The sequence below is a fragment of the Burkholderia diffusa genome (genome assembly GCF_902499115.1).
GTDB classification, from domain to species: Bacteria; Pseudomonadota; Gammaproteobacteria; order Burkholderiales; family Burkholderiaceae; genus Burkholderia; species Burkholderia diffusa.
Genome location: NZ_CABVPN010000012.1, coordinates 63,186 through 82,103 on the forward strand (window position 1 = coordinate 63,186; position 18,918 = coordinate 82,103).

The following is an 18,918-nucleotide window of genomic DNA, read 5'->3' on the forward strand; positions in this document are numbered from 1 at the left end:
AACCGGCCGAGGCACGCGGCGACCCGCGCGTCAAGCGAGGGGCCGCTCGAAACGCATTCCCGCCCAAGTGACACAGATCAAGGGGAAACCCGGCATTCGTCGGATATAAGTGAATCCGAATCGGCGACGCCTGGAGGGCTGCGCCATCCCGTATTCCTGCATTTTCGTATTCGACGAGGCATCCCATGCGCGCTGCCGCGCCTCCCGTTCGCTTTCATCCTGCCGCCGTGCGGCGCCTGCGTGCCATTGCGCTCGCGGCGGGCATGGGGCTGCTGTCGGGCTGCCTGTCGCTTGCGCCACCGGACGAGCGTCCGGTCGCGCCGATTCCCGCATCCTTTCCGGATCCTTCCGCCGACGCAACAGCGGCGGCGCCCGTGCCCGAATGGCAGGCTTACTTCGTCGACGCGCGCCTGCGCGCGTTGATCGGGCAGGCGCTCGCCAACAACCGGGATCTGCGCGCGGCGGTTGCACGCGTCGAGCAGGCTCGTGCGGTCTACGGCATCCGCAGCGCGGATCAATGGCCGACGATCGGTGCGGGCGCGGCCTATGCACGGTTTCGCACGCCGGGCGGCTTCCTCTCCCCGGCGCCCGTCATCGGCCAGGTCTATGAGGTCCAGCTGGCCGAGACGCAATGGGAGATCGATTTCTGGGGCCGCGTGCGCAACCTGAAAGCAGCGGCGCTCCAGCGCTACCTCGCGAGTGATGCGGCCCGGCAGGCGGTGACGCTGAGCGTCGTCACCGGCGTAGCGGACGCGTATCTGACGCTGTGCGAGATCGACGAACGCATCGCGCTGACCCGCGCGACGATCGACACACGCCGCGAATCGCTGCGGATCTTCCGGCTCCGTCACGCGGCCGGCGCCATCTCGCGCCTCGACCTGACGCAATCGGAGATCCTGCTGCAGCAGGCGGAATCGCTCGGCGTCCAGTTGCAGCAAGCCCGCGCGGCGGCGGCCGATGCGCTGGCGTTGCTCGTCGGTGCGCCGCCCGCGCTGGCCGCCACGCCGCTCGCGCTCGACGACGGTGCGGTGCTGCCGTCGCTCGCCCCCGGCCTGCCTTCGTCGCTGCTGACCCGGCGTCCGGACGTGATCGCGGCGGAGCATGAACTCGAGGCGACCCGCGCGAACATCGGCGCGGCGCGTGCGGCATTCTTTCCGCGCATCGCATTGACGAGCGCGATCGGTTCGGGAAGCGGCGCGCTGCATGACCTGCTGTCGTCCGGAGCGGGCGTGTGGTCGGTGATTCCCAACGTCACGCTGCCGCTCGTCGACGGCGGCCGCAATCGGTCGAATCTCGCGCTCTCGCACGCGCAACGCGACGAGGCGCTCGCGCAGTACGAGAAGACGCTCCAGCGCGCGTTCCGTGACGTGTCCGATGCGCTCGCGGCGCGCCACTGGCTGGCCGATCAGGTCGCCATCGAGCGCGCCACGCTGGCGTCGCAGGCCGAGCGGGCACGCCTCGCGAAGCTGCGCTACGACAGCGGGGCGACCCGCTTCCTCGAAGTGCTCGATGCGCAACGGGACCTGATGAACGCCGAGCAGCAACTGGTCATGACCCGTCGTGCGCTGCTCTCGAGCCGCGTCGCGCTGTACGGCGCCCTCGGCGGCGGCGTGATCGACACCGGCAAGACCGCCGCGGCAACGGCTCCCCTTTCGACAGACTCGGACAACACACCATGAAAACCATCCCGCGCCCTCTTCTGATCGGTGTCGGTGCGGCCGTGCTCGCGATCGGCCTCGCGTACTACGGGTGGACGCGCTGGCGCGACGGCCAGACGGATGCGGGGCTCGCCAGCGGCAACGGCCGCATCGAGGCGACCGAAATCGACGTCGCGACCAAGCTGCCGGGGCGCGTCACCGCCATGCTCGTCGACGAAGGCGACTTCGTGACGGCCGGCCAGCCGCTCGCCCGCATGGACGTCGTCGTCCTGCAGGCGCAGCTCGACGAGGCACGGGCGCGGGAGCAACAGGCGGTGAACACCGCGGCGAGCGTCGACGCGCAGGTCGCGCAGCGCCGCAGCGACAAGGCCGCGGCCGCGGCCGTCGTCGTGCAGCGGGAAAGCGAGCTGGACGCGGCCACGCGGCGGCTCGCGCGGTCCGAAACGCTGTCGCGCGACGGGGCGTCATCGATGCAGGAACTGGACGACGATCGCGCGCGCGCCGGCAGCCTGCGCGCGACCGTGAACGCCGCGCGCGCCCAGGTGGAAGCGGCCCAGGCCGCTGTCGATGCAACCCGGGCCCAGCTCGTCGCGGCGCGCTCGGCCGTGACGGCCGCGCAGGCGACCGTGGCGCGCGTGCAGGCCGACATCTCGGACAGCGAACTGACGTCGCCGCGCGACGGGCGCGTCCAGTACCGGATTGCCGAGTCGGGCGAAGTCCTGCCGGCAGGCGGCAAGGTGCTCAACGTCGTCGACCTGTCCGACGTCTACATGACGTTCTTCCTGCCCGAAGCGGTCGTCGGCCGGGTCCCGCTCGGCGCCGACGTGCGGATCGTGCTCGATGCGGCACCGGAATACGTGATTCCCGCACGCGTGTCCTATGTGTCGAGCACCGCGCAGTTCACGCCGAAGACGGTCGAGACGGCCACCGAGCGGCAGAAGCTGATGTTCCGGGTCAAGGCGCGCATCGATCGCGATCTGTTGCAGCGCCACCTGAAACTCGTGAAGACCGGGTTGCCGGGCGTCGCGTGGCTGAAGACCGATCCGCACGCGGGCTGGCCGGATCGCCTCGCGATCAGGGTGCCGCAATGAATGCGACGACGCCCGTCGAGACGGATGCGGGATCGATCAACGGTTCGCCGGTGTCGGCCGAGCCGCGCATGGTCGCCCGGCTGTCCGGCGTCTCGCTGCGCTACGGCGACAAGTACGCGCTCGACGACGTGACCCTCGACATCCCCGCCGGCTGCATGATCGGGCTGATCGGGCCGGACGGCGTCGGCAAGTCGAGCCTGCTTGCGCTCGTGTCCGGCGCGCGCGCGATCCAGCAGGGCCGCGTATGGACGCTCGACGGCGACCTGTCGTCGCGCCGTCATCGCGCGCGCGTATGCCGGCGCATCGCCTACATGCCGCAAGGCCTCGGCCGGAACCTGTACGCGACGCTGTCGGTCGAGGAAAACCTGCAGTTCTTCGCGAGACTGTTCGGCCACGATGCCGCGGAGCGCCGCCGCCGGATCGACGCGCTGACGCGCAGCACCGGCCTGCAGCCGTTCCTGGATCGCCCGGCCGGCAAGCTGTCCGGCGGCATGAAGCAGAAACTCGGCCTGTGCTGCGCGTTGATCCATGATCCCGACCTGCTGATCCTGGACGAACCGACGACCGGCGTCGATCCGCTGTCGCGCGCGCAGTTCTGGGAGCTGATCGGACGCATTCGCGCCGCCCGCCCGGCGATGAGCGTGCTGGTCGCCACCGCGTACATGGACGAGGCTCGACGTTTCGACCGGCTGATCGCGATGGACGCGGGCCGCGTGTTGGCAACCGGCAGCCCCGGCGAGCTGCTCGAACGCACCGGTTGCGACACGCTGGAAGCCGCGTTCATCGCGTTGCTGCCGGAGGCCCGCCGGCGCGGACACCAGCCGGTCGTGATCGAGCCGTTCCAGCCCGATCAGGCGGCCGGCTACGCGATCGAGGCCGATGCGCTGACGATGCGGTTCGGCGATTTCGTCGCGGTCGACCACGTGAGCCTGCAGATCCGCCGCGGCGAAATCTTCGGCTTTCTCGGCTCCAACGGCTGCGGCAAGTCGACGACCATGAAGATGCTCACCGGCCTGCTGCCCGCGTCTGAAGGTACGGCGACGCTGTTCGGCCGGCCGATCACCGCGAACGACATCGACACGCGCAGGCGGGTCGGCTACATGTCGCAAGGGTTTTCGCTCTATGGCGAACTGACCGTCCGGCAAAACCTCGTGCTGCACGCGCGCCTGTTCGGCGTACCGGAATCGGATGTACCCGCACGCGTGACCGAAATGATCGCGCGCTTCGGGCTCACGGACGCACTCGACGCGCTGCCCGAGCGCCTGCCGCTCGGGATGCGGCAGCGGCTGTCCCTCGCGGTGGCGATGGTGCACAAGCCCGAGCTGCTGATCCTGGACGAGCCGACGTCGGGCGTGGACCCGGTCGCGCGGGACGACTTCTGGCGGCTGATGATCGAGCTCGCGCGCAACGATCGCGTCACCATCTTCATTTCGACGCACTTCATGAACGAGGCCGCGCGGTGCGACCGCATCTCGCTGATGCATGCGGGCCGCGTGCTCGCGAGCGCCGCGCCCGAGGAACTGGTGCGCCTGCGCGGCGCGGCCACGCTCGAGGACGCGTTCATCGGCTACCTGAGCGACGCGCAGAAAGCGGATGGCGCGGGCGGTTCGGACGGCACGGCGGCCGATGCGCCGTCCGACGCCGGCTGGCTCGCCGCGCCGCCCGCAGCGGCCGGCGCCGGCCATGCGGCCGCATGGTTCAGCCCGGCGCGCGCCGGCAGCTATCTGTGGCGCGAAGTGCTGGAACTGAGGCGCGACCCGTTGCGCGCGACGCTGGCGCTGTTCGGCTCGCTCGTGCTGATGTGCGTGATCAGCATCGGGATCAGTCTCGACGTCGACAACCTGACGTTCGCGGTGCTCGACCGCGATCAGTCGATCCTGAGCCAGGACTATGCGCAGAATCTCGCCGGTTCCCGCTATTTCGTGCCGCGCGCACCGCTCGCGGACGACCGCGACATCGAGCGCCGCATGCGCAACGGCCAGCTGTCGCTCGCGCTCGAGATCCCGCCCGGTTTCGCGCGCGACGTCGCGCGGGGCCGCCGCGTGGAGATCGGCGCATGGGTCGATGGCGCGATGCCGATGCGCGCGGAGACGATCCGCGGCTACGTGGCCGGCATGCACGAAAACTGGCTGCGCGACCAGGCGAAGCGCCGCCTCGGCGTGTCGCTCGTCCCCGCCGTGGACATCGCGATCCGCTATCGCTACAACCCCGACGTCAAGAGCCTGCCGGCGATGATTCCGGCGATCATGCCGATGCTGCTGCTGATGCTGCCCGCGATGCTGACCGCGCTCGCCGTCGTGCGGGAACGCGAGCTCGGGTCGATCGTCAACCTCTACGTGACCCCCGTCACGCGGGCCGAATTCCTGCTCGGCAAGCAGGCGCCGTACGTCATGCTGGCCATGTTGAACTTCCTGCTGATGGTCGTGCTGGCCGACGTCGTGTTCGGCGTGCGGATCAAGGGCAGTTTCGCGACGCTGGCGGCCGCGGTGCTGATATTCAACGTCGTGGCCACCGGCATCGGGCTGTTCGCGTCGACGTTCACCCGCAGCCAGATCGCCGCGATCTTCATGACGATCGTCGGCACGCTGATTCCCGTCGTGCAGTTTTCGGGCCTGCTCACGCCGCTGTCGTCGCTCGAGGGCAGCGGCAAGTGGATCGGCACCGTCTATCCGGCCACCTACATGCTCGCGATCAGCCGCGGCGTCTACAACAAGGCGCTCGGGCTGGCCGACCTGTCGTCCCAGTTCTGGCCGATGCTCGCGGCCGTGCCGGTCATCCTGGTCATGACCGGCGTGCTGCTGCGCAAGCAGGAGCGCTGACCATGTCCCGCCTGCTCGTCGTTTTCCGGCTCGGGGTCAAGGAACTGTGGAGCCTCGCTCGCGACCCGATCCTGCTCGCGCTCATCGTCTATACGTTCAGCGCGTCGATCTACGTCGCCGCCACCGCCCGCCCGGAAACGCTGCACAAGGTGCCGATCGCGATCGTCGACGAGGATGCGTCGCCGCTGTCGGCGCGCATCGCGGCGGCGTTCTTCCCGCCGCAATTCGCACCGCCGCCGATCGTCGACGCCGGCGCGGCCGATCGCGGGCTGGACAACGGCGACTACACATTCTCGCTCGACATTCCGCCCGACTTCCAGCGCGACGTGCTCGCCGGCCGCCACGCGACGGTTCAGCTCAACGTCGATGCGACCCGCATGACGCAGGCGTTCACCGGCGGCGGTTACGTCCAGCAGATCGTGGCGGGCGAGATCGATGCCTTCGTGCGGCGCCATCGCGGCACGTCCTTGCCGCCCGTCGATCTCGCGATGCGGATGCGCTTCAACCCGAATCTCGACGAAGTCTGGTTCGGCGCGCTGATGGAGCTGATCAACAACGTGACGATGCTGTCGATGATCCTCACCGGGGCCGCACTGATTCGCGAGCGCGAGCACGGCACGATCGAGCATCTGCTCGTCATGCCGGTGACCGCGGCGGAAATCATGCTCGCGAAGGTCTGGTCGATGGGGCTTGTCGTCGCGACGGCGGCAGTCGCGTCGCTGACGCTCGTCGTGGGCGGCGCGCTGCACGTGCCGATTCCCGGGTCCGTGCCGCTGTTCGTGGCCGGCATGGCGTTGCACCTGTTCGCGACCACGTCGATGGGGATCTTTCTCGCGACGCTTGTGCGCAGCATGCCGCAGTTCGGCATGCTGCTCGTCCTCGTGCTGCTGCCGCTGCAACTACTGTCGGGCGGACTGACGCCGCGCGAAAGCATGCCGCCCGTCGTGCAGGACATCATGCTGGCCGCGCCGACCACCCATTTCGTCGAGCTCGCGCAGCGCATCCTGTATCGCGGCGCCGGGCTCGATGCGGTGTGGACCCAGTTTGCCGCGCTGTTCGCGATCGGCTGCGTGCTGTTCCTGCTGTCGCTCACGCGATTCCGCAAGACGATTGGTCAGATGACTTGATCGACGAGTCGCGCCCGTGACACCGGAATTTGTCCGTTGATACAGATCAATCGTGCCGGAGCGCGGCACGCGATCATGACGCCATGTCTTGCGCAACCAGTGGCAGCTACGTTGACGGCAACGCCGTCCACGGCGGCCGCTTCCCGGGAGAACGTCATGATGGGCCTGCCATACCGAAGCGCGCTTGCGACGCTCTGCGTGTTCATCGCGCTCGCTTCGCTGCTGGGCGTCGTGCATGCGATGCTGATCGACGAGACGGTCGTTCCGTACGCGATCATTGCGCTGGTGTCGGGCATCGTCGCGTTCATCGCGCAGCTCGATCCCGCGTCGTCCGGACATCAGCGGCACGGACCGAACGCGCTGGATTCGTCATCGTGAACGGTATCCTCCGTCTCGCGTTCAAGCTGCTCGTCAACGACAGTGCGAAATTCACGGCGTTGACCGTCGGCATCACCTTCTCGGTGCTGCTGATGATCGAGATGACGTCGCTATTCGCCGGCATCCTGAACAAGTCGTCGGCGTCGGTCATCAATATTGGCGCGAAGGTCTGGGTGATGGACCCGGCCGTGAAGACGATCGCGAACAGCATCGGCATGCCCGACTACGTGCTCGACGCCGTGCGCAGCATCGACGGCGTCAAGTATGCGGTGCCGCTTTATTCCGGCGGCGCGCTCGTCAAGCTGCGTTCCGGCACCTACCAGGCCGTGACGGTCGTCGGCCTCGACGACGCCAGCCTGTTCGGCCGCCCGACGATGCTGCAGGGCCGCATCGAGGACATCTACGCGGAAAACGGCTTCATCGCGATTCAGGATCCCGAGTTTCGGAAGCTCGAGAATCCGTCCGTCGGCACCGATTTCGAGTTGAACGATCATCGCGGCGTAATCGTCGGCATCGCGAAGGTCGCCGCGAGCGGCCTGTTCGGCACGCCGACGCTCTACACCACGTACGCGCGCGCGATCCGCTACATTCCGTCGCCGCGCTTCACGACCTCGTACATCCTCGTCGAGCCGAAGTCCGATGCGGACGTTGCACACATCAAGGCGGTGGTGACGTCGCTCGGCTATCGCGCGTACACGCGCGACGAATTCATCGCGCAGATCGCGCGCTTCTACAAGTACGAGACGGGCCTCGGCACCAACATCATGCTGATGACGATCATCAGCTTCATCATCGGCCTGTCGATTTCAGGGCAGACGTTCTACGCGTTCATCCTCGAGAACCTGGACAAGTTCGGCGCGCTGAAGGCGATCGGCGCGAAGAGCCGCGAGCTGGTCGCGATGATCCTGTTCCAGGCGACCTTCACCGCGCTGACCGGCTACGGTATCGGCGTCGGGCTGTGCGTGCTGATGATCACGGTCGCCAAGCTGAGGATTCCGGACTACGCGGCGCTCATCACTTACGGCAACCTGTCGCTCGCGTTCGGCATGGTGGTCGTGATCGCAACGATCTCGAGCTATCTCGGCGTGCGGCGCGTGCTGCGCATCGAGCCGTTCGACATCTTCCGGGGCTGACGATGGCCGGCATCGCGATCGACGCGCGCGGCGTCAGCAAATGGTTCGGCGAAGGCGATGCACGCACGCAGGCGCTGCGCGACGTATCGATCCAGGCGAACTTCGGCGAGATGCTGCTGATCGTCGGGCCGTCCGGTAGCGGCAAGACAACGCTGCTCAGCGTGATCTCGGGCATCCTGCGGCCGGATGACGGCTCAGTGTCGATCGACGGCGTCGATCTGTGGGCGCAGTCGAACGATTCGATCGCCGATTTCCGGCTGAACCGGATCGGCTTTGTGTTCCAGGACTACCACCTGTTCCCGCGGCTCACGACCGCGGAAAACGTCGCGATCCCGCTGATCCTGAAGCGCCGGCCGTGGGATGACGCGATCAAGGAAGCGCACACGTACCTGGATGTCGTCGGGCTCGCGAACCGCGCGCAACTGCCGCCCGTCAAGCTGTCCGGCGGCGAGCAGCAGCGCGTCGCGATCGCGCGCGCGATCGTCAGCCAGCCCGACCTGCTGATCCTCGACGAGCCCACCGCGTCGCTCGACGGCGACACGGGCCGCATGATCATCGACTTCGTCAAGCACAAGGTGCTGAGCGACACGCGCTGCATCGTGATCGTCACGCACGACGCGCGGATCTTCGAATACGCGGATCGCATCCTGCGGATGGAAGACGGCAGGCTGAACGGGATCGAGCGCGGAGGTGCGCGATGAAGCACCGCCTCGTGTTCGTGCTGGCCGTGCTCGGCTTCCTGGCAAGCGTCGCCGCCGCGTGGCTCTACAGCCGCCAGGAACCGCCGCAACCGCCGGTATTCAAGCCGGCCGCCAATCCGTACGCGCGCGGCGTCTATGCGAACGGCATCGTCGAGAGCGAGCAACCCGCCGGCGCGAACGTGAACGTCTATCCGGACGTCTCGGGCGCAGTGACGCGCATCCTCGTGCACGACGGCGATCCGGTGAAGGCCGGCGACGCATTGCTGACGATCGACGACGCGGTACAGCGCGCCACCGCCGCCCAGCTCGCGGCGCAGGCCGACGCGGCCGTCGCCCTGCTCGACGAACTGAAGGCGCAGCCGCGCCGCGAGGTGCTCGACGTGGCCAGTGCGCAGACCGCGGCCGCGCAGGCGAGCCTGAAGCTCGCCCAGGACCAGTACGACAAGCAGCGGCACGCGTACGACATCGATCCGAAGGCGGTGAGCCGCGACGCGCTCGACACGGCCGCGAACGCGGTGCGCGTCGCGGCGGCCAACCTGGACGTCGTGACGCGGCAGTATCGCCTGACGAAAGCCGGCGCCTGGGGCTACGACGTGCGCAACCAGGAAGCGCAGGCCATCGCGCTGCGACGCGCGGCGGATGCGGCGGCCGCCCTGCTCGCCCGCTACACGCTGCGCGCGCCGGCCGACGGGACCGTTCTGGCGATGAACGCGGCGGTCGGGGCCTACCTGAACTCGCAGGGGCTCTACGACACCTATACGCGCGGCAGCACACCGGTCGTGGTGCTCGGCACACCGGCCGACCAGCTGCAGGTGCGCTGCTACATCGACGAAATCCTGATCCACCAGCTACCCGACCTGCATGCGTTGAAGGCGCACATGTTCGTGCGCGGCACGTCGGTCGAGGCCGACCTTCAGTTCGTGCGCGTGCAGCCGTACGTCACGCCGAAGATCGAGCTGTCCGACCAGCGCACCGAGCGCGTCGACGTGCGCGTGCTGCCGGTCATTTTCCGTATCGTGCCGAACAGGAACGTGCGGCTGTTTCCCGGGCAGATCGTCGATGTCTACGTCGCAGGCAAATAACGGAGCGCGTCGCGCACCCGCGCTGCGCCGCGGAGCCGGCGCGCTGGCCGTCGCCGTGCTGCTCGCCGGATGCACGGTCGGGCCGAATTTCGTCCCGCCGCACGCGCCGCGCGTCGCGCACTTCGTGCCGCCCGACGATCCGGGCGCGGCGTCCGGCCCCTGGACCGGCGATGGACGGACGCAGGCCTTGTCGGCGGACACGGCGCTCACGCGCGACTGGTGGACGCGCTTCGGCAGCCGCGCGATCGACTTGACCGTCGACGAAGCACTGACCGGCAGCCCGACGCTCGATCTCGCCGAAGCGACGCTGCGGCGCAGCGAGCACGCGCTGCGGGCCGGCCAGGGGATCTTCTTTCCGCAGGTGGATGCACAGGCCGGCGCGGCGCGCCAGCGCGCCACGCCGCTGCGCACCGGCCAGGCATTGCCGGCATCGATCTTCAACCTGTTCACGCTGTCGGCGACGGTCAGCTACACGCTCGACCTGTGGGGCGGCGAACGGCGCCAGGTCGAAGCGCTCAAGGCCGACGTCGATGCGCAACGGCAGGCGCTGGCGGGCGCGTATCTGATGCTGACCGCGAACGTCGTCAATACGATGGTCGCGCGCGCGGCCTATCACGACGAAGCCGCGGCGACGCGCGAGATGATCGGCCTGCTCGACGAGCAGATTCGTCTGACGCGCATACAGGTGGCGGCCGGCGCGGCGGCCTACGTCGCGGTGCTGACGCTGGAATCGCAGCGGGCATCGCTCGAGGCGACGCTGCCCGCGCTCGACCAGAAGCGTGCGCAGGCCGACGATCTGCTCGCGCTGCTGGCCGGCCGCTACCCGGTCGACTGGCGAACGCCGGACCTTTCGCTCGACGGGATCGAATTGCCCGCCAGCCTGCCGGACACGGCGCCGTCTTCGCTGGTGCGCCGCCGCCCCGACATTCTGCGGGCCGAAGCCGAACTGCACGTGGCCAGCGCGCAGGTCGGTGTCGCGACGGCCGCGCTCTACCCGAACCTCACGCTGTCCGCATCGGGCGGGTTCGAAAGCGTCGTCGCCGGCACGCTGTTCGCGCCGGCCAGCCGCGCATGGAGTGTCGGCGCCGGGCTCGCCGCGCCGATCTTTCATGGCGGCACGCTGCTGAACCAGCGGCGCGCCGCGCAGGATGCGTATGACGAAGCCGATGCGACCTATCGGCAGGTCGTCCTGTCGGCGTTCTCGCAGGTGGCCGACACGTTGCGCGCGCTTGCGAACGACGCGGCGGCGCTCGATGCGCAGGCGCGCGCAATGGCCGCGGCCCGTGACGCGCTGAAACTCACGCAGGCCGGTTACGACGCGGGGATCTCCGGTTACGTCCAGTTGCTGGTCGCCGACGTGCAATACCATCAGGCGCGGATCGCGTGGCTGCAAACGGTCGCGCAGCGCCTGCAGGACACAGTCGCGTTCTACGTCGCGCTCGGCGGCGGCTGGGGGGACGCGGGCTGACACGCGCGCCGCACGGGCATTCAGCTCCGTTTTCAGGCCCATTCCAGCCCGTCTGGCCCCATTCAGCCCGTCTGCGCCGCGACGTCGGGCCGCTGCCACGGCGGCAATTCCGCCCAGCCGAGCGGCCCGTAGACGGTGCCGCCGGCGGCCTCGATCCTTTCGACGAACGTGGCGAGCGTCGCCCCGGCCGGCACGGTCAGCGTCAACGCATCGACGAAATCCTCGCTGCGCAGCCATGGCGCCGCGCCGTGGTTGATCTGCTGGACGCTCCACGCATGCCCGTGCCGCCCGGCCTCGGGCGGCAAAAGACTCGGCGCGTCGAACGCGACCCGGAGCAATTGCGCGCGCGAATCGCTGTACGGCGGTTTCGCGGCATTCTGGTACGGCACGTCCGCCCAGCGCTCGCCGCACTGCTCGTCGAGCGGCAAGCATGTGAACCACGCCCACGGCGAGCGGACGAAGCACAGCCGGTAAAGGGGCCCGGCGCCATCCAGATTGGCGATCAACGTCATGATGGGTTCATCCCGAAAGACTCGTGATGCCGATACGCATGGCGCGCACGGCATGCGCGGATAACGGGTCACGACACGACACCGCATGCGCGCACGAAATCACTATCCTGCCGCCGCCGCGGCTCGCAGTTGATCGTCGTCAACCCGGGCGCCGTCGTGGAATCTCGCCCGGACGGCATGGTGATCCCTCAATTCCTGATTTCGGTCAACCGCTGCCCGCGCGTTCGGAATCTAATCGACTTACTGTTCCGTCGACTTCCGGTGAGGCAATCCATGAAACTGACATTTCTCGGCGCGACCGAGACTGTGACCGGCTCGAAGTATCTGGTCGAGCACGGCGGCCGGCGCGTCCTGGTCGATTGCGGCCTGTTCCAGGGGACGAAGAACCTGCGGCTGCGCAACTGGGGAGCGCTGCCGCTCGCGCCCGACACGCTGAGTGCGGTCGTGCTCACGCACGCGCACATCGATCACAGCGGCTATCTTCCGGTGCTGGTACGCGAAGGCTATCGCGGGCCGGTGTACTGCACGGCGGCCACGGCCGAACTCTGCGACATCATGCTGCGCGACAGCGCGCGGCTGCAGGAAGAGGAAGCCGACTTCGCGAACCGGCACGGTTACTCGAAGCATCATCCGGCGCAACCGCTCTACACGCTGGACGACGCGCAGCGCGCGCTACGCCTGCTGAAGCCCGTCGCCTTCGACGAATGCACGGCGCTGGGCGGCAGCCTGTCGTTCCGCCTGCTCCCGGCCGGGCACATCCTCGGCGCGGCGAGCGTCGTGATGCACTGGGACCACAAGGTGCTCGCGTTCTCGGGCGACCTCGGCCGGTATCACGACCCGATCATGCAGCCGCCGCGCCCGCCCGCGCATGCGGACTATCTGGTCGTGGAATCGACATACGGCGACCGGCTCCATCCGACGTCGGATCCCGAGAACGAACTGGCCGCGATGTTCGACAAGACCTTCGCGCGCGGCGGAGTCGTCGTGATGCCCTGCTTCACCGTCGGCCGCGCGCAGGAAATCCTGCACTACATCGCGCGGCTCAAGGCGTCCGGCCGCATGGCGCGCGTCCCGGTGTTCCTCGACAGCCCGATGGCGACGGACGTGACCGAGATCTATCGTCACCATATCCTCGAGCACCGCCTGACCGTCTCCGACGCGAATGCGCTCGGCCACGCGGCGACGATGATCCGCTCGGTCGACCAGTCGAAGGCGATTGCCGAACACCACGGCCCGATGGTCATCATCGCCGGCAGCGGGATGGCGACGGGCGGGCGCGTGCTGCATCACCTGACCCGCTATGCGCCCGATGCGCGCAACACGATCGCGCTGGTCGGCTACCAGGCCGCCGGCACGCGCGGCGCGGCGCTGGCGGCGCACGAGCCGACGGTGAAGATTCATGGCGAGTACGTTCGCGTGCGCGCTCAGGTCGAGTCGATCACGACGCTGTCGGCCCATGCCGACTACGAAGAGATTCTGAAGTGGCTCGGCACGATGCAGTGCGCGCCCGTGCGGACGTTCGTCACGCATGGCGAACCCGCTGCTGCGGACGCCATGCGCCGGCGCATCTCGGAGAGCCTGCACTGGCGGTGCGAGGTGCCGACCTACGGGCAGTGCGTCGATCTGGACGAGGCTGAATCCAGCAACACGCAGGAACCCGCCGCGCTGTCGTCCTGACTGCCGGCGAATTGCCGACGAATCGCGGGCGAAATGCCCGCCGCGCGTGACGGGAGGCGGAGGCCGCCGGTTCCCGCCGCGCACGGCCCGGCAATCAGCCGACTTCGATGATGACCTTCAACGCATGGGTTTGCGCGGCGCGCCCGAACGTGTCGTACGCGCGTTCCACGTCGTCGAGCGAGAACCGGTGCGTGATCAGGCGCGCCGGATCGAGGCGTCCGGCGCCCACGGTTTTAAGCAGCATCGGCGTGCTGACCGTGTCGACGAGCCGCGTCGTGATCGAGATGTTGCGATCCCACAGCTTCTCGAGGTGCAGGTCGGCCTTGACACCGTGCACGCCGACGTTCGCGACGACCCCGCCGGGCGCCACGAGCGACGTGCACATCTCGAACGTCGCCGGAATGCCGACCGCTTCGATCGCGCAATCCACGCCCACGCCGTCGGTCAGCTTCATGACTTCCGCCACCGGGTCGCCGCCGCTGCCGTCGAAGCAGTCGGTCGCGCCGAAACGCCGTGCAACCTCGAGCCGGTTGCTGTCCGGATCGATCATGATGACCCGCGCGGGCGAATAGAACTGCGCGGTCAGCAACGCGGCCAGCCCGATCGGCCCCGCGCCGACGATCGCGACCGAGCAGCCCGGCTGCACCTTGCCGTTCAGCACGCCGCATTCGAATCCGGTCGGCAGGATGTCGGACAGCATCACGAGCGCGTCCTCGTCCGAACCTGCCGGAATCCGGTACAGGCTGGTCGGCGCATGCGGGATGCGCACGAACTCGGCCTGCGTGCCGTCGATCCGGTTGCCGAGTATCCAGCCGCCGGTCGTGCAATGCGAATACAGTCCGCGACGGCAATACTCGCAGCGGCCGCACGACGAGATGCACGAAATCAGCACGTGATCGCCGGGCTTCAACGAATCAACCGCGGCGCCGACCTGCTCGACGATGCCGACGCCTTCATGACCGAGAATGCGGCCCGGTTCGCACGTCGGCACGTCGCCCTTGAGAATGTGCAGATCGGTGCCGCAGATCGTCGTGCGCGTCACGCGGACGATCGCGTCGGTGGGCGACTGCAGTTCCGGTTTGGGCCGCCGTTCGAGCGCCTTGCGCCCTGGGCCGTGGTAAACGAGTGCTTTCATCGCGATTCCTCCATCGAAAGGGGGGCCTGTTCAGGCATGGGGGCGGCGTCAGGCCGGACCTGTGCCAGCAACACCGCGAGCGCACACGATGCGATCCGGACGGCGACGCCGTCGGCGCGGCTCGTCAGCACGATCGGCACGCGCGCGCCCACGACGACGCCCGCGTTGGCGGCACCGCCCAGGTATTCGAGCTGTTTCGCGAGCATGTTGCCCGCTTCGATATCGGGCACGACCAGGATGTCGGCACGGCCGGCAACCGGCGAGTCGATCCCCTTCTCGCGCGCGGCCCGCAGCGATATCGCGTTGTCGAACGCGAGCGGGCCGTCGACGATCGCCCCCGTGATCTGCCCGCGCTCGGCCATCTTCGCCAGGGCCGCCGCGTCGAGCGTCGAGCGCATCGCCGGATTGACGGTCTCGACCGCGCACAGCACGGCCACGCGCGGGCATGCAACGCGCAGCGCATGCGCGACGTCGATCGCGTTCTGCGTGATGGCCGCCTTCTGCGCGAGATCCGGTGCGATATTGACGGCCGCGTCGGTCAGCAGGAACGGGCGCGGATAGGCGGGCGCCTCGATCAGGAAACAGTGAGACATGCGCTTGTCCGTGCGCAGGCCCGATTCCGCGGCGACGACCGCGCCCATCAGCTCGTCGGTATGCAGGCTGCCCTTCATCAGTGCGCCGACGCGGCCCGACTTCGCGAGCTCCACCGCCCGGGCCGCCGCCGCGTGGCTGTGCGGCACGTCCTCGATCGTCCATTTCGACAGATCGACGCCCGCCTCGTCCGCCACGCGCAACACCTTCGCACGCGGCGCGACGATCAGTGGCTCGATCGACGCGCCCAACGGCGACGCATTGATCGCGGCAAGCGCGACGAGACTGGCCGTGTCGCACGGATGCACGACGGCCACCGTCAGCGGCGGCGCGTGGCGCGCACGCTCGATGAGTTCGGGAAGTTCGCCGTCCGCGCGCGGCAACAGCCCGGGCAGGCACGCGCCGACGGACACATCCGGATGCAGGTTCATGTTCATGTCTCGAGCACGTAGGTGCCGGGTGCGGCGCCGAAGCCGGCGGCCGGCACCCGCGCCGGCACGTCGCCCGACGAATGCGCGCGCAACCAGTCGCGCCAGCATGTCCACCACGATCCGTCGACCGCGGGTGTTTCGCTCACGAAGTCGTGCCGGCTGCGGTAAGGCGCGCCGGGCGCGCGCGTCGCGCAGCGATAGTGGCGCCCCGGATGCCCGGGCTCGGACACGATGCCGGCATTGTGGCCGCCGGAGGTCAGCACGAACGTCAGCGCGTGGTGCGTGAGCAAATGCAGCTTATAGACGGAGCGCCAGGGCGACACGTGATCGCGTTCGGTCCCGACCGCGAACGTCGGCACGACGATATCCGACAGCGCGACCGGTCGCCCGTCGACGCAGTAGCGGCCGGCCGCGAGATCGTTGTCGAGAAAGAGCCGCGTCAGGTATTCCGTATGCATGCGATACGGCATGCGCGTGGTGTCCTCGTTCCACGACATCAGGTCATTCGGCTTGGTGCGCGTGCCGAGCAGGTATTCGCTCATCATGCGCGACCAGATCAGGTCGCGCGCGTTTAGCAGCTGGAACGCGGCGGACATCTGCGCGCCGTCCAGGTAGCCCTGCCGCCACATCAGCGCATCGAGCGCAGACAGTTCGCTCGCGTCGATGAAGAGGCCGAGTTCGCCGGGTTCGCTGAAATCGGTCTGGGCCGCCAGCAACGTGACCGACCGCAATGCGTCGTGCTGCCGCCCGTCGCGCGCGAGCGCCGCCGCAGCGATCGCCAGCAGCGTGCCGCCGAGGCAGTAGCCGACCGCGTGGACGGCTTCGCCGCAGATCGACCGGACGGCGTCGAGCGCCGCCATGCACCCGTCACGCAGATAATCGTCGAGCCCGAGCTCGCGCGCTTCCGCGCCCGGATTGCGCCACGACACGGCAAACACCGTGTGGCCGGCATCGACCAGGAAGCGGATCAGCGAATCGTGCGGCTGCAGGTCGAGGATGTAGTACTTCATGATCCACGACGGCACGATCAGGATCGGCTCGCGTGCCACGGTGGGCGTCGTCGGGTCGTATTGCAGCAGCTCGCACAGCGCGTTGCGCCACACGACGCGGCCCGGCGTGATCGCCACGTCGCGCCCCGGCAGATAGCTGCGAGTGTCGCGGGCCCGCGTGCCGCTTGTGCGATCGAGCAGTGCATTCGCGTCGTCGAGCCAGTTCCGGAAGCCTGCCGCGAGATTCGCGCCGCCGCTGCGCATCGTCGCGTCGAGCACGACCGGGTTGGTCGCCAGGAAATTGCCCGGCGAGCACGCGTCGAGCCACTGTCGCGCGATGAATCCGACCAGTTCCTCGTGGTGCCGTTCGACACCCGGCACGCCGCGCGTCGCGTCGCGCCACCAGCGCTGGATCGACAGGAAGACGTCGCGATACGCGCAAAACGGCCATCCGGCCCACGCGGGCGCCGCGAAGCGCGGGTCGGCCTGCCCGGCGTGCACGGCCAGGCCGCTCGTGTCGGCCTCGTCGGCCTCGCCCTCGCCCCGGCTTGCGGCCGGGGTAGCGGCAGCCAGCCACGCCTGCGTCGCAAGCTCGAAGCATTTTCCCGGCGACACGGCCAGATGCGCACCCCAGTCGAGCATGGCCAGCGCCATCGACACGGGCGACAGCCCGAAGGTCATCGCGGCCACGTTCGCATGCGCGGCGCGGTTCCATTGTTCGGCGGGCGACGTGCGGACCGGCGTGCATTCGGCCGCGCGCGACGCCGGTTCGCTCGTACCCGTTGGCCGCATCGATTCGTGCTCGATCGGCAAGTGCATGACGGATGCTTTCATCGCATGTGCATGCCGCCGTTGACGTCGAATTCCGCGCCCGTCGCGAAAGCCCCCGCGTCGGAACACAGGAAGGCGACGAGCTCGGCGATTTCGTCAGGATTGCCAAGGCGGCCGACCGGAATCTGCGGCAGGATCTTCGTGTCGAGCACTTCCTTCGGCACCGTCTCGAGCATTGCGGTCGCCAGATAGCCAGGCGCAACCGTGTTGACCGTGACGCCGTGGCGCGCGAGCTCGAGCGCCAGCGCCTTCGTGAAGCCGTGGATGCCAGCCTTCGCGGCCGCGTAGTTCGCCTGCCCGTATGCGCCGCGCGAACCGTTCACCGAGCCGATGTTCACGATCCGCCCGAAGCCGGCCTCGATCATCCCCGGCACGAACGGCTTCGTCATGTTGAACATGCCGTCGAGATTGGTGCGCAGCACCGCATCCCACATGCTCTTGGTCATCTTCACGAAGGTGGCGTCGTGCGTGATCCCGGCGTTGTTGACGAGCACGTCGACGCGCCCGAACTCGGCCAGCACGCGGGCCCCGCAATGCTGGCACGAATCGTAGTCGGCGACGTCGACCTCGAACGCGTGGAACGTCCTGCCCGCCTCGCGTTCGTGCGTGAGCCACGTCGCGACGTGGTCGTTGCCTTCGGTGTGCGACACCGCCACCGTCATGCCGGCATCGTGCAGGCGACGGCTGATCGCGGCGCCGAGCCCGCCCATGCCTCCCGTAATGAAAGCGACACGTTCAGCGCGCATGGCCGTTCTCCCGTGCGCCAGCCATGCCGTTCAGGCGGCGGGGGGTACCCGGCGCCGCGCCGGCCTCGTCCTCGATCCCGTGTTCCAGTGCCGTCATCCAGTCTGCCCACGGCATGCTGGCTTCGTTGACCACGGCCAGTCGTTCCAGATCGGGCAACCAGTCGGTCTGATAACGCGACAGCGCGCCTGCGCCGTATTCGCGCGCCCAGGTGCGCCATGCGCCGGCGCTCTCGTATTGCGCTCGCATGCACAGCTCGGTGGCATCCTGCCAGATCGCGACGCTCGCGATCGCGTAGTCGCGCATCACCTGCCGGGCCGCCTCGCCGAAGGCCGTCCACTCCTTCGTGTCCGCAAGCGCCTGCTGCAGATGACGAACCGCGTCGCGGTCGCGCTCGATGCGCCGCCCTGCCAGCGCATGCCATTCATGCTGCCAGTCGCGGTTCTGCGCGACCATGCGCAACGCGAGATCGCAGCCCGCGCGGCAAACGTCATTCGGTGTCGTCAAAGCGTACGTACTCATCGGCTTTCCTCTTTCGATCCGGTCAATGG

General features: G+C 68.5%; 16 protein-coding genes. 10 read left to right on the top strand and 6 right to left on the bottom strand.

The genetic code is table 11. From position 1 onward, the window contains the following. The first annotated feature begins 185 nt into the window (after positions 1–185). From BTE28158_RS13880 to BTE28158_RS13920, 9 genes are all read left to right on the top strand, one after another. On the top strand, positions 186–1,679 hold the full coding sequence (locus tag BTE28158_RS13880) for an efflux transporter outer membrane subunit (RefSeq protein ID WP_151048693.1): 1,494 nt from the start codon (positions 186–188) through the stop codon (positions 1,677–1,679). Beyond that, on the top strand, positions 1,676–2,749 hold the full coding sequence (locus tag BTE28158_RS13885) for an HlyD family secretion protein (protein WP_174919924.1): 1,074 nt from the start codon (positions 1,676–1,678) through the stop codon (positions 2,747–2,749). The genes BTE28158_RS13880 and BTE28158_RS13885 overlap by 4 nt, the downstream gene beginning before the upstream one ends. Beyond that, the gene (rbbA, locus tag BTE28158_RS13890) at positions 2,746–5,568 is read left to right on the top strand and encodes a ribosome-associated ATPase/putative transporter RbbA (protein WP_275404645.1); all 2,823 of its coding nucleotides are present in this window, start codon (positions 2,746–2,748) and stop codon (positions 5,566–5,568) included. The genes BTE28158_RS13885 and rbbA overlap by 4 nt, the downstream gene beginning before the upstream one ends. A gap of 2 nt (positions 5,569–5,570) precedes the next feature. Continuing rightward, positions 5,571–6,695 carry an ABC transporter permease gene (locus BTE28158_RS13895; RefSeq protein WP_124625249.1) on the top strand — a complete coding sequence of 375 codons (1,125 nt, stop codon included), beginning with the start codon at positions 5,571–5,573 and terminating at the stop codon, positions 6,693–6,695. A gap of 156 nt (positions 6,696–6,851) precedes the next feature. Further along, the gene (locus BTE28158_RS13900) at positions 6,852–7,073 is read left to right on the top strand and encodes a DUF2964 family protein (RefSeq protein WP_151048012.1); all 222 of its coding nucleotides are present in this window, start codon (positions 6,852–6,854) and stop codon (positions 7,071–7,073) included. Continuing rightward, positions 7,070–8,206, top strand: a complete 1,137-nt coding sequence (locus tag BTE28158_RS13905; protein ID WP_124901629.1) for an ABC transporter permease — start codon at positions 7,070–7,072, stop codon at positions 8,204–8,206. The genes BTE28158_RS13900 and BTE28158_RS13905 overlap by 4 nt, the downstream gene beginning before the upstream one ends. Continuing rightward, on the top strand, positions 8,203–8,907 hold the full coding sequence (locus tag BTE28158_RS13910; RefSeq protein ID WP_174919943.1) for an ABC transporter ATP-binding protein: 705 nt from the start codon (positions 8,203–8,205) through the stop codon (positions 8,905–8,907). Before BTE28158_RS13905 ends, BTE28158_RS13910 begins: the two co-directional genes overlap by 4 nt. Continuing rightward, the gene (locus BTE28158_RS13915; protein WP_059602711.1) at positions 8,904–9,989 is read left to right on the top strand and encodes an HlyD family secretion protein; all 1,086 of its coding nucleotides are present in this window, start codon (positions 8,904–8,906) and stop codon (positions 9,987–9,989) included. Before BTE28158_RS13910 ends, BTE28158_RS13915 begins: the two co-directional genes overlap by 4 nt. Continuing rightward, the gene (locus tag BTE28158_RS13920) at positions 9,967–11,457 is read left to right on the top strand and encodes an efflux transporter outer membrane subunit (protein ID WP_151048011.1); all 1,491 of its coding nucleotides are present in this window, start codon (positions 9,967–9,969) and stop codon (positions 11,455–11,457) included. Before BTE28158_RS13915 ends, BTE28158_RS13920 begins: the two co-directional genes overlap by 23 nt. Before the next feature lie 62 nt (positions 11,458–11,519). Here BTE28158_RS13920 and BTE28158_RS13925 read toward each other — a convergent pair whose 3' ends face one another. Next, a complete protein-coding gene (locus BTE28158_RS13925; protein WP_124625261.1) occupies positions 11,520–11,969 on the bottom strand; it encodes a hypothetical protein in 450 nt (149 codons plus the stop codon). 273 nt (positions 11,970–12,242) lie between these two features. Here BTE28158_RS13925 and BTE28158_RS13930 point away from each other — a divergent pair, with 273 nt between their 5' ends. After that, the gene (locus BTE28158_RS13930) at positions 12,243–13,646 is read left to right on the top strand and encodes an MBL fold metallo-hydrolase RNA specificity domain-containing protein (RefSeq protein ID WP_151048010.1); all 1,404 of its coding nucleotides are present in this window, start codon (positions 12,243–12,245) and stop codon (positions 13,644–13,646) included. 94 nt (positions 13,647–13,740) lie between these two features. Here BTE28158_RS13930 and BTE28158_RS13935 read toward each other — a convergent pair whose 3' ends face one another. The 5 genes from BTE28158_RS13935 to BTE28158_RS13955 are packed head-to-tail and all read right to left on the bottom strand — an operon-like array spanning position 13,741 to position 18,889. Next, positions 13,741–14,781, bottom strand: coding sequence for a zinc-dependent alcohol dehydrogenase family protein (locus BTE28158_RS13935; RefSeq protein WP_124901624.1), 1,041 nt, complete (start codon positions 14,779–14,781; stop codon positions 13,741–13,743). Beyond that, positions 14,778–15,809, bottom strand: coding sequence for a bifunctional enoyl-CoA hydratase/phosphate acetyltransferase (locus BTE28158_RS13940; protein WP_151048009.1), 1,032 nt, complete (start codon positions 15,807–15,809; stop codon positions 14,778–14,780). Before BTE28158_RS13940 ends, BTE28158_RS13935 begins: the two co-directional genes overlap by 4 nt. Beyond that, positions 15,806–17,626, bottom strand: a complete 1,821-nt coding sequence (locus BTE28158_RS13945; protein WP_151048008.1) for a PHA/PHB synthase family protein — start codon at positions 17,624–17,626, stop codon at positions 15,806–15,808. The genes BTE28158_RS13940 and BTE28158_RS13945 overlap by 4 nt, the downstream gene beginning before the upstream one ends. Beyond that, positions 17,623–18,369, bottom strand: coding sequence for a beta-ketoacyl-ACP reductase (locus tag BTE28158_RS13950; RefSeq protein ID WP_124625275.1), 747 nt, complete (start codon positions 18,367–18,369; stop codon positions 17,623–17,625). Before BTE28158_RS13950 ends, BTE28158_RS13945 begins: the two co-directional genes overlap by 4 nt. Next, on the bottom strand, positions 18,359–18,889 hold the full coding sequence (locus BTE28158_RS13955) for a hypothetical protein (RefSeq protein WP_151048007.1): 531 nt from the start codon (positions 18,887–18,889) through the stop codon (positions 18,359–18,361). The genes BTE28158_RS13950 and BTE28158_RS13955 overlap by 11 nt, the downstream gene beginning before the upstream one ends. Positions 18,890–18,918 lie beyond the last annotated feature (29 nt).

Excerpts from the sequence above, each read along its gene's own strand:
- BTE28158_RS13880 (WP_151048693.1), top strand. The coding sequence starts at position 186 with ATGCGCGCTGCCGCGCCTCCCGTTCGCTTTCATCCTGCCGCCGTGCGG.
- BTE28158_RS13885 (WP_174919924.1), top strand. The coding sequence starts at position 1,676 with ATGAAAACCATCCCGCGCCCTCTTCTGATCGGTGTCGGTGCGGCCGTG.
- rbbA (WP_275404645.1), top strand. The coding sequence starts at position 2,746 with ATGAATGCGACGACGCCCGTCGAGACGGATGCGGGATCGATCAACGGT.
- BTE28158_RS13895 (WP_124625249.1), top strand. The coding sequence starts at position 5,571 with ATGTCCCGCCTGCTCGTCGTTTTCCGGCTCGGGGTCAAGGAACTGTGG.
- BTE28158_RS13900 (WP_151048012.1), top strand. The coding sequence starts at position 6,852 with ATGATGGGCCTGCCATACCGAAGCGCGCTTGCGACGCTCTGCGTGTTC.
- BTE28158_RS13915 (WP_059602711.1), top strand. The coding sequence starts at position 8,904 with ATGAAGCACCGCCTCGTGTTCGTGCTGGCCGTGCTCGGCTTCCTGGCA.
- BTE28158_RS13920 (WP_151048011.1), top strand. The coding sequence starts at position 9,967 with ATGTCTACGTCGCAGGCAAATAACGGAGCGCGTCGCGCACCCGCGCTG.
- BTE28158_RS13925 (WP_124625261.1), bottom strand. The coding sequence starts at position 11,969 with ATGACGTTGATCGCCAATCTGGATGGCGCCGGGCCCCTTTACCGGCTG.
- BTE28158_RS13930 (WP_151048010.1), top strand. The coding sequence starts at position 12,243 with ATGAAACTGACATTTCTCGGCGCGACCGAGACTGTGACCGGCTCGAAG.
- BTE28158_RS13935 (WP_124901624.1), bottom strand. The coding sequence starts at position 14,781 with ATGAAAGCACTCGTTTACCACGGCCCAGGGCGCAAGGCGCTCGAACGG.
- BTE28158_RS13940 (WP_151048009.1), bottom strand. The coding sequence starts at position 15,809 with ATGAACATGAACCTGCATCCGGATGTGTCCGTCGGCGCGTGCCTGCCC.
- BTE28158_RS13945 (WP_151048008.1), bottom strand. The coding sequence starts at position 17,626 with ATGAAAGCATCCGTCATGCACTTGCCGATCGAGCACGAATCGATGCGG.
- BTE28158_RS13950 (WP_124625275.1), bottom strand. The coding sequence starts at position 18,369 with ATGCGCGCTGAACGTGTCGCTTTCATTACGGGAGGCATGGGCGGGCTC.
- BTE28158_RS13955 (WP_151048007.1), bottom strand. The coding sequence starts at position 18,889 with ATGAGTACGTACGCTTTGACGACACCGAATGACGTTTGCCGCGCGGGC.